We start from the raw sequence: 383 nt of genomic DNA on the forward strand, positions 1-383 counted from the left end.
TTGACCGTGTGCCAGCCCAGATCGTAGAAGGCCGCCACCGCCTGCACGCTGGCAGCCTGTAGCAGCTTCTCGCACGCCTTGGCGAAGCGCTCCGTCACTCGTTGGTAGCGGCCCAGCCATGCAAGCTTCTCCAGTCGCGGGCCACCGCAGCGTTCACACCAGACCCGGCGACGAGGCACATGCAACACCACCCGGTATTCGAACAGCGGCAGATCACGCACTCGGCGAACCGTCGTCTCGTGGATCTGCTGGCAGCGTGCACCGCATTGCTCGCAGTACATGACCTTGCTGACCGGCTTCAGATACAGCGATAGCGTGCGGCCTTCGCCTTCCGGCCATTCCACACGCTCCAACCGATAACCCATCCAGCAACCCAGTGCCTG

General features: G+C 63.4%; 1 protein-coding gene. It reads right to left on the bottom strand.

Annotated elements, in window-relative coordinates; all coding sequences use genetic code 11:
* A partial coding sequence (locus SCA31_RS22615; RefSeq protein ID WP_410699297.1) for a helix-turn-helix domain-containing protein occupies positions 1-383 on the bottom strand: 383 nt, incomplete at both ends.

This window comes from Chryseobacterium sp. SIMBA_028 (assembly GCF_046535285.1).
GTDB lineage: Bacteria > Bacteroidota > Bacteroidia > Flavobacteriales > Weeksellaceae > Chryseobacterium.